Source organism: Kitasatospora sp. NPDC057198 (assembly GCF_042670125.1).
Lineage (GTDB): Bacteria > Actinomycetota > Actinomycetes > Streptomycetales > Streptomycetaceae > Kitasatospora.
On record NZ_JBHUWH010000358.1, the window covers coordinates 1 to 8,321 of the forward strand.

An 8,321-nucleotide genomic window follows, 5' to 3' on the forward strand; every position below is an offset into this window, starting at 1 on the left:
GCTCACCACGGAGCGGTCGGGCCGTTCGCCGCGACGGCCGAAGGGCACCGAATCCCGACGCACCGCTCGCCGAACTCCCGGTCCCTGCGGGGCCGGCAGCCGCGCAAGCTGGCCGGGATTGGACTTATGCCCCTCGGCGAAGCCCTGAAAGATGGCTGGAAGTCTTGGAGCGGGGGAACTGATGAGGCGTCCGGCAACCGCTGTGGCCGCGGCCGGCCTGCTGCTGGCCCTGACGGCCTGCCAGTCGGGGTCGGCATCCGGCGGGCTCCGGGGAACCGACGCCGAGTTGGCCTGTGCGGCCGTGAGGCAGCTGCCGGAACGGATGCCCGACAGCAACAGCGGGCAGGCGTTCGACATCGCGGTGGCCCGCCTCGTCGGCGCCGAGGAACTGGCCCGGGGGGCCGCTCTGGCGGACGCCGAGTTCCAGCCGCTCGCCGACGCCCTGCACGAGGCTCAGCAACTGCTCAACAGGACCTTCGACCCCCAGCAGATGGAACCCGCCATCAAGCAGGCCCGGACGTACTGCTGAGTCCCGCGCCACCCGACGCGAGGGGCACCCATGTCGTACCTCGTCCTCCTGGTCCTCATCGCCGGCCCGCTCGCCCTGGCCCTGGTCGCGTTCGCCCACCGGCGGAGAAGGTCGTTCAACGACTCCTACGCCGGCGAGATCACCGACCGGTGGACCACGACCGGACCCGCCACCACCGGCACGAGCCACAGCTTCTGGCTGCGGATCCGCACCGACGACGGGAACGAGCTCACCGTCCCCGTGGACGGCGTCTCGTACAGGAAGCTCGAGGTCGGCGACCGGGTCGTGAGGACGCCCGCCACCCGTCGGCCGGTACGACTGAAGCGGGCGCCCTGAGCCCCCGTACCGGCCGACTCCGGAACCGCCCGGCTAACCCACCGACGAGTACGCGATGATGCCGCGCCGCATGCCGTCGACCGCCTTGCGGGCGGTCTTGCGCAGCTCGGTGTTGTCGCCCGCGGCGTCCTGGATCTGGCCGAGGACGTCGATCAGCTGCTTGGTCCAGCGGACGAAGTCGCCGGCGGGCATGTCGGCGTCGCGCAGGACGGCGTCGAGGTCGTGGCCGAGGGCCCAGCGGTAGGCCGTCCACGCGAAGCCGAGGTCGGGTTCGCGCTGGCCGACGCCCTCGGCGGTGGAGATCTTGTGCTGCTCCTCCAGGTCGTCGAGCCGGCCCCAGATCCGGATCATCCTGCCGAGCGCGTCCTTGGCGCCGCCCTCGGGGACGCGCGGGGCGACGGCGTCGTCGGACTGCCGGGCTTCGTAGACCAACGCCGAGGCGCAGGCGGCGAGTTCGGCGGCGGCGAGGCCGTTCCAGACGCCTTCGCGGATGCACTCGGCGGCGAGCAGGTCGAGTTCGCCGTAGAGCCGGGCGAGGCGCTTGCCGTCGTCGGTGACGGTGTCCCCGCTGAGGTAGCCGAGGTCGGTGAGCAGGCCGCAGACCCGGTCGAAGGTGCGGGCGATGGTGTGGGTGCGCGAGCGCATCCGGCGTTCGAGGAGTTCGGTGTCGCGGTGCAGGCGGTGGTAGCGCTCGGACCAGCGGGCGTGGTCCTCGCGTTCGTCGCAGCCGTGGCAGGGGTGCTGGCGCAGGGCGGTGCGCAGCCGGCCGATCTCGGGGTCGTCGGCGGCGGCGGCGCGGCCCTTGCGGAAGCGCTCGGGTTCGAGGTGGCCGGCCTTGGTGCGCAGCGCGGAGGCGAGGTCGCGGCGGGACTGCGGGCTGCGCGGGTTGAAGGACTTGGGGATCCGCATCCGGTCCATCGCGGCGACGGGGTGCGGGAAGTCGATCATCGCGAGGCGCTTGACCTGGCGTTCGGCGGTGAGCACGACGGGGCGCGGCCCGTCCTGGAAGTCAGGGTGCCGGGGGCCGCCGCGGCCGTGCCCGTTGCGGCTGACCGGGGGCAGCCCGGGGTCGATGACCAGCGCGAGGCCGGCGAACTTGCCGGTCGGGACGTGGATGATGTCGCCCGGCTTGAGCTGCTCGACGGACTCGATCGCGGCGGCCCGGCGCTGGGTGGAGCCCTCGCGGGCGAGTTCGTTCTCGCGGTCCTTGAGCTCGCGGCGCAGCCGCATGTACTCGTCGAAGTCGCCGAGGTGGCAGGTCATCGACTCGCGGTAGCCCTCCAGGCCCTCCTCGTTGCGCTGCACCTGCCGGGCGATGCCGACGACCGAGCGGTCGGCCTGGAACTGCGCGAAGGAGGTCTCCAGCAGTTCGCGGGAGCGGTGCCGCCCGAACTGGCCGACCAGGTTGACGGCCATGTTGTACGAGGGGCGGAAGGAGGACTTGAGCGGGTAGGTGCGGGTGCCGGCCAGGCCGGCCAGCGCCTCCGGGTCGAGGCCGCGCTGCCACAGGACCACGGCGTGGCCCTCGACGTCGATGCCGCGGCGGCCGGCCCGGCCGGTGAGCTGGGTGTACTCACCGGGGGTGATGTCGGCGTGGGTCTCGCCGTTCCACTTGACCAGCTTCTCCATGACCACCGAGCGGGCGGGCATGTTGATGCCGAGGGCGAGCGTCTCGGTGGCGAAGACCGCCTTGACCAGGCCCTGGACGAACAGCTCCTCGACGACCTCCTTGAACCGGGGCAGCATGCCGGCGTGGTGGGCGGCGATGCCGCGCTCCAGGCCGTCCAGCCACTCGTAGTAGCCGAGGACGTGCAGGTCCTCGTCGGGGATGTCGCGGCAGCGCTCCTCGACGAACTGGCGGACCTTGAAGCGGTCGGCGTCCCGGTTCAGGCGCAGGCCCGAGTTGAGGCACTGCTGGACGGCGGCCTCGCAGCCGGCCCGGCTGAAGATGAAGGTGATCGCGGGCAGCAGGCCCTCGGCGTCCAGCCGGTCGATCACGTCGACCCGGCCCGGCGTCCAGACCCGGCCGGGGCGGCCGGTGGGCATCGAGCGGCCGCGGCCGCGGGCGAACCTGTCCCGGCCGCGGTCGGACTCGGAGCGGGCCAGGCGGACGAGTTCGGGGTTGACCGCCTTGGCGGGGTTCTTCAGGCTGCCCTTGGGGCGGCCGTCCCGGTCGGGGCTGGCGAACAGGTCGTACACCCGGTTGCCGGCCATCACGTGCTGCCAGAGCGGGACGGGGCGGTGCTCGGAGACGATCACCTCGGTGCCGCCGCGGACGGTGTCCAGCCAGTCGCCGAACTCCTCGGCGTTGGAGACCGTCGCGGAGAGCGACACCAGCGTCACCGACTCGGGGAGGTGGATGATGACCTCCTCCCAGACGGCGCCGCGGAAGCGGTCGGCGAGGTAGTGCACCTCGTCCATCACCACGTAGCCGAGGCCGTCGAGGGCGTTGGAGCCCGCGTACAGCATGTTCCGCAGGACCTCGGTGGTCATCACGACGACCGGCGCGTCCCCGTTGACGGAGTTGTCGCCGGTGAGCAGGCCGACCTTGGCCTGGCCGTAGCGCTTGACCAGGTCTCCGTACTTCTGGTTGGACAGCGCCTTGATCGGCGTGGTGTAGAAGCACTTGCGGCCGCCGGCCAGCGCCAGGTGCACCGCGAACTCGCCGACGATGGTCTTGCCGGAGCCGGTGGGCGCGGCGACCAGGACGCCCTTGCCCTCCTCCAGCGTGCGGCAGGCGCGGACCTGGAAGTCGTCGAGCGGGAAGTCGTACAGCTGCTGGAAGCCGTGGAAGGCGGTGGCCTGCTCCTTGGCGCGCTCGCGCGAGGCGGCGTACCGCTCGGCGGGGCTGAGCTGCTCCTCGGGCGTGGGGCTGGTAGGCACTGGCGTCACCTGTTCTTCCCGTGGGTGTGGCTGGACGAGAACGCAGACGGCGACGCCTGCGGCTGCGGGGCCGTGGCCGGGGGTGGCGACGGGGCGCAGCGGGTGCGTGGGGTGTGGTGATCGAGCATCTCAGCCTGAGATTACCCGTCTGGACCGACATCAACATCAGACTTTCCCGGCAGTTCTGGGCTGACGTGCCCAGGTCAGGACGCGTCCGCCCGCCGGGCGGGGAACCGGGTGGCGGCCGGGCGGAGAACCGGGTGGCTGCCGGGCGGAAAAACCGGGTGACGGCCGGGCGGGCGGGCCGCTAGCGTCCCCCCGTGGCCAAGTTGAACCAGATCATCGCCGTGGAAAAGGGCGTCAAGTCGAAGTCGTTCCAGGAGCTGACGCAGTCCCACCAGGACGTGCAGAAGCCCGCGCTGCTGGCCGGCCTGTCCCGGACGTACCAGCCGAAGGACGAGGAGGGCGAGCAGCTGCCCCCCGAGTCGACCAGGGTGCAGGTCAAGACGGAGGACGTGCTGCGGGCGACGGCGGCGACGCTGACCCGGCTGTTCGACGTGACGGCGACCAAGGACTGGGCGAACACCGAGGCCCGGGCCGACGTGGTGGTCGACGGGCGGACGCTGGTGGCCGGCGCCCCCGTGACGTACCTGCTGTTCCTGGAGAAGCAGCTCACCGACCTGCGGACGTTCGTGCGCAAGCTCCCGGTGCTGGACGCCGCGGAGTCCTGGTCGCTCGACCCGTCGACGGACGCGTGGAAGACCGAGGCGGTGCGGACGATCCGCACCAAGAAGGTGCCGCGCAACCACGTGAAGGCGGAGGCGACGGAGAAGCACCCGGCGCAGGTCGAGGTCTACTACGAGGACGTCCCGGTCGGGTACTGGACCACGGTGAAGTTCTCCGGCGCGCTGCCCGCGCGGCGGGTGAACGAGCTGGTGGAGCGGGTGGAGAAGCTGCAGCAGGCGGTGCAGTTCGCCCGCGAGGAGGCCAACGGCGCGGAGGTCACCGACCGGCGGGTCGGCGACGCCGTCTTCGGCTACCTGTTCGGGTAGCCCCACGAACGCCCCGGGTGAGACCGGGGTGGCGCGCGAAGCGCAAGCTGACACTGAAGTTGAAGCTGACTTCGGGGAACGGTGGGGGTTCGAGTCCCTCCCCCGGCACCACGTGCCGGGGTGGCCCAATCGGCAGAGGCACCCCGTGAAACTCAGGCTCTCGCTCAAGTCTCAGCATTCGCCACCGAGCGCCGGATCGACCGGACGGGGCCCATGGCGTGAGATGGGGGTTCGACTCCCTCCTGCGCCTCTTCGTGGCGCGGTAGCTTCAACGGTAAAGCGAACGCCGTAAACATGACCATCGTCCTTAAACGTGCCGGTGCACAACAATTGGGTGGCACACAGGGGCCCGGGAGCCGGATACCGCTCCCGGGCCCCGCCACGTTCCGGCGCGGGCCTTCCCCGGGTGGCGCCGCAGAAATCGCGTACGCGTGAACTGTTCACATCCGGAGTTGCAAATGTCTTCATACGGTCGGCAGATCGGCACCGTTCGATCAGTGATGGACCAGAAGTGAAAGATTCCGGTCAACACTCGGCCGCAGTGCGATCCCGTTCCTACAGTCGTGCCGAACCGATCACCGCCACGACAGGAGACAGGCAATGGCGAACCTCGAAACCTCGCTCAAGGAAGCCATGACCATCGAAGGAGCCATCGGGGTCGCCCTGGTGGACTACGGCAGCGGCATGGCGCTCGGCACCCTCGGGGACGGCGGGGACATCGACCTGAACGTCGCCGCGGCCGCCAACACGGACCTCGTCCGTGCCAAGATGCGGGCGATGGAAATGCTCAACCTCCACGACGACGGCATCGAGGACATCCTGGTCACCCTGACCGGTCAGTACCACCTGATCCGGCCGCTCACCACGTCCAGCGGGCGCGGCCTGTTCCTGTACCTCGCGCTCAACCGCAGCCGGTCCAACCTGGCGATGGCCCGGCACCAGCTGAAGCGGATCGAGTCGACGCTGGAGGTCTGAGCGCGGGACGGCGGCCCGCGTGCCGCCGGAAAAGGGGAGGAAGCATGCCCGTACCGCTGTACCAGGCCAAGGCCGAGTTCTTCCGGATGCTCGGCCACCCGGTGCGAATCCGGGTCCTCGAACTGCTCCAGGCCGGACCGACGCCGGTGCGCGACCTGCTGCCCGAGCTGGACATCGAACCGTCCAGCCTCTCCCAGCAGCTCGCCATCCTGCGCCGCTCCGGCCTGGTCACCGCCACCCGCGAGGGATCCACGGTGGTCTACGCCCTGGCCGGGGCGGACGTCGCCGAGCTGCTCCGGACAGCCCGGCGGATCCTCACCGAACTGCTCGCCGACCAGGGCATGTTGCTGGAGGAACTCCGCGCCACCCGCTGAGCCCCGCGCGGCGGGGATCGCCCCGTCTGGAAGATCGGCGACCTGCCCGACCTGTACGCACCCCGCGCGGCGGGGACGGTCCCCGGCGGGGCGGCAGGGGCGATCCGGCGCAGGAGCCGGCCCCGCCCGAGCGGGAATGCCCCGGGCTTCGGCAGCATGCCGACGACGGACGTGATCCGCCCCCGCGCCTGCGGGATTCGCCCCTGCCGGGCCGTCTCACGGATGCCGTCCCGGGTCCCACCCCCGCCCGAGCGGGGCCGCCCCGCCCCCGCGCAGAGCCCGACCCACTGCGCGGGGGCGGCCCGCGTCCCGCCCTCCTCCACCGCCCCGCCCCGGGGCACCGCGCAGCGGGAGCCCGCCCCTGTCGGGCCGCCGCACGGAAGACGGCCCGCGCCCGCGACGCCCCTCCCGCCCTCCGACCACCACGCCCCGCGCAGCGGGTTTCGGCGCCCCGATCCCGCCCTCCCGCCGTCCGCCGCCGCTCCGGCCCCGGCTCCGGCCCCGGCCCCGGCCCCGGCGGCGAGCCGTCAGCGGGTGATCAGCCCCGCCAATCCGTCCGCCAGTCGCCGGTACTCCTCGGGGCGGTTGTAGAGCTGGGCGCTGATCCGGAGGATGCCGCCGCCCTGCCAGGGGCGGACGGCGATCCGGGTGTTGAGGGTCTTGCGGACGGCGACCATCAGGGCCTTGGCCGCGTGTTCCTGTTCGGCGACGCCGGGCGGGAGGCGGACGGTGCGCATGCCGAGGCCGGGGACGGCCGGCAGGGCCCGCAGGCCGGCCCGTTCGACCAGCAGCCGCTGGCCGTACGCGGCCAACTCCTGGTTGTGGGCGCGCAGTTGCTCGGCGCCAATCCGGTTCAGCAGGGCGAAGCCGGCCGGGGCGGCCAGCCAGGGGGTGTAGTCGAAGGTGCCGCGCCACTCGACCCGCCGGGGGAAGCCGCGGTCGTGCTCCCAGGAGAGCGTCAGCGGGCGCACCCGCGGCCGCCAGGGCCGGTCGACGGCGAGGACGGCGGCGGAGCGCGGGGCGAAGGCCCACTTGTGCAGGTTGCCGACCCAGAAGTCGGCGCCGCCGGCCGCGCCGCCGAGGTCGACGGGCAGGGCGCCGGGGGCGTGCGCGGCGTCGACCACGGTGACCACGCCGCGCGAGCGCAGTTCGGCGAGCAGCGCGGGGGTGGCGACGGTGCGGGCGGTGGGCGAGGTGACCAGGTCGAGGACGGCGACCCTGGTGCGCGGGGTGACGGCGGCCAGGACGCGTTCGGCGACGGCCTCCCCGTCGGGGGCGTGCGGGGAGATCCGCACGCAGCGCACCGCGGCGCCGGCTTCGGCGGCGCGGCGCTCGGCGGCCCGGGTGACCACGCCGTAGCCGTGGTCGGTGACCAGGACCTGGTCGCGCTCGCCGAGCGGGACCGAGTCCAGGGCGACGGCGACGCCCTCGGTGACGTTGGTGATCAGGGCGAGCCGGGAGGGGTCGCCGCCGAGTGCGGTGGCGATCTCGGCGCGGGCCCGGCCGATCCGGTCGGGGGCGGCCTGGAAGAAGCCGTCGGGGTCGCGTTCCATCTCGGCGCGCAGTTCGGCCTGCCGGCGCTGGACGGGGACGGGGACGGCCCCGTACGAGCCGTGGTTGAGGTGGGCGGTGCCGGGGTCGAGGGTGAACAGGGTGCTGCTGCCGCGCAGGGGTGCGGGGCGTTCACCACCGGCGGGTGCGTCCGGGTGCTGCGGTCCCGTGCGCGGGTTCCCCGGTTTCGTCATCTCGACCTTCCAAATGCTGTGTGACATTTCACACTGCATACTTCTAGCCCAACGGGATCCGGCACGGCAACCATCGGCGGGTGACTCACACCGACCCCTACCTCGCGCTGAGCGCCGCCACCGGCCGCTTCAGCTACGGTGCCCCCCGCGCCGTCACCTTCTCCGCCGACGCCGACCGGGCGCTGTTCCTGCGCTCGACCGGCCCCACCGACCCGGTCGAGCGCCTGTGGCTGTACGAGCCGACCACCGGCCGGGAGCGGCTGGTGGCCGACCCGGCGGCGATCGACCCGGCGCGCACCGGCGCCGCCTCGGCGCTGCCGCCGCTGGAGCGCCGGCTGCGCGAGCGGATCCGGCTGTGGGCCCCCGGCATCGGTTCGTTCGCGGCCACGGCCGACCTCGCGCAGGCCGTCTTCGCCCTGGACGGCCG

General features: G+C 72.7%; 7 protein-coding genes and 1 pseudogene. 6 read left to right on the forward strand and 2 right to left on the reverse strand.

Annotated features, from left to right (window positions below; all coding sequences use genetic code 11):
- Positions 1-301: 301 nt before the first annotated feature.
- Both ACFUEL_RS29840 and ACFUEL_RS29845 read left to right on the forward strand, forming a co-directional pair.
- Entirely contained in the window at positions 302-529 is a 228-nt protein-coding gene (locus ACFUEL_RS29840) for a hypothetical protein (protein WP_380239888.1), read from the forward strand.
- Positions 530-559: 30 nt separating this feature from the next.
- Positions 560-865 carry a hypothetical protein gene (locus tag ACFUEL_RS29845; protein WP_380239889.1) on the forward strand — a complete coding sequence of 102 codons (306 nt, stop codon included), beginning with the start codon at positions 560-562 and terminating at the stop codon, positions 863-865.
- Between the two features lie 33 nt (positions 866-898).
- On the opposite strand, the gene ACFUEL_RS29850 is transcribed toward ACFUEL_RS29845, so the two are convergent.
- Positions 899-3,748 carry a DEAD/DEAH box helicase gene (locus ACFUEL_RS29850; RefSeq protein WP_380239890.1) on the reverse strand — a complete coding sequence of 950 codons (2,850 nt, stop codon included), beginning with the start codon at positions 3,746-3,748 and terminating at the stop codon, positions 899-901.
- 320 nt (positions 3,749-4,068) lie between these two features.
- Between ACFUEL_RS29850 and ACFUEL_RS29855 the strand changes: the two genes are divergently transcribed.
- The 3 genes from ACFUEL_RS29855 to ACFUEL_RS29865 all read left to right on the forward strand — a co-directional run bounded on the left by ACFUEL_RS29855 (position 4,069) and on the right by ACFUEL_RS29865 (position 6,149).
- A complete protein-coding gene (locus ACFUEL_RS29855) occupies positions 4,069-4,800 on the forward strand; it encodes a hypothetical protein (protein WP_380239891.1) in 732 nt (243 codons plus the stop codon).
- 600 nt (positions 4,801-5,400) lie between these two features.
- The gene (locus ACFUEL_RS29860) at positions 5,401-5,775 is read left to right on the forward strand and encodes a hypothetical protein (protein WP_380239892.1); all 375 of its coding nucleotides are present in this window, start codon (positions 5,401-5,403) and stop codon (positions 5,773-5,775) included.
- Positions 5,776-5,819: 44 nt separating this feature from the next.
- Positions 5,820-6,149 carry a helix-turn-helix transcriptional regulator gene (locus ACFUEL_RS29865; protein WP_099905297.1) on the forward strand — a complete coding sequence of 110 codons (330 nt, stop codon included), beginning with the start codon at positions 5,820-5,822 and terminating at the stop codon, positions 6,147-6,149.
- 527 nt (positions 6,150-6,676) lie between these two features.
- Here ACFUEL_RS29865 and ACFUEL_RS29870 read toward each other — a convergent pair.
- Complete coding sequence (locus ACFUEL_RS29870) at positions 6,677-7,921, reverse strand: aminotransferase class V-fold PLP-dependent enzyme (RefSeq protein ID WP_380239893.1); 1,245 nt, start codon at positions 7,919-7,921, stop codon at positions 6,677-6,679.
- 53 nt (positions 7,922-7,974) lie between these two features.
- On the opposite strand from ACFUEL_RS29870, the pseudogene ACFUEL_RS29875 reads away from it, so the two are divergent.
- A pseudogene (locus tag ACFUEL_RS29875) lies at positions 7,975-8,321 on the forward strand (S9 family peptidase); the annotation flags it as partial.

Coding starts and splice junctions, on each gene's coding strand:
- ACFUEL_RS29845 (WP_380239889.1), top strand. CDS start 560: ATGTCGTACCTCGTCCTCCTGGTCCTCATCGCCGGCCCGCTCGCCCTG.
- ACFUEL_RS29860 (WP_380239892.1), top strand. CDS start 5,401: ATGGCGAACCTCGAAACCTCGCTCAAGGAAGCCATGACCATCGAAGGA.
- ACFUEL_RS29865 (WP_099905297.1), top strand. CDS start 5,820: ATGCCCGTACCGCTGTACCAGGCCAAGGCCGAGTTCTTCCGGATGCTC.
- ACFUEL_RS29870 (WP_380239893.1), bottom strand. CDS start 7,921: ATGTCACACAGCATTTGGAAGGTCGAGATGACGAAACCGGGGAACCCG.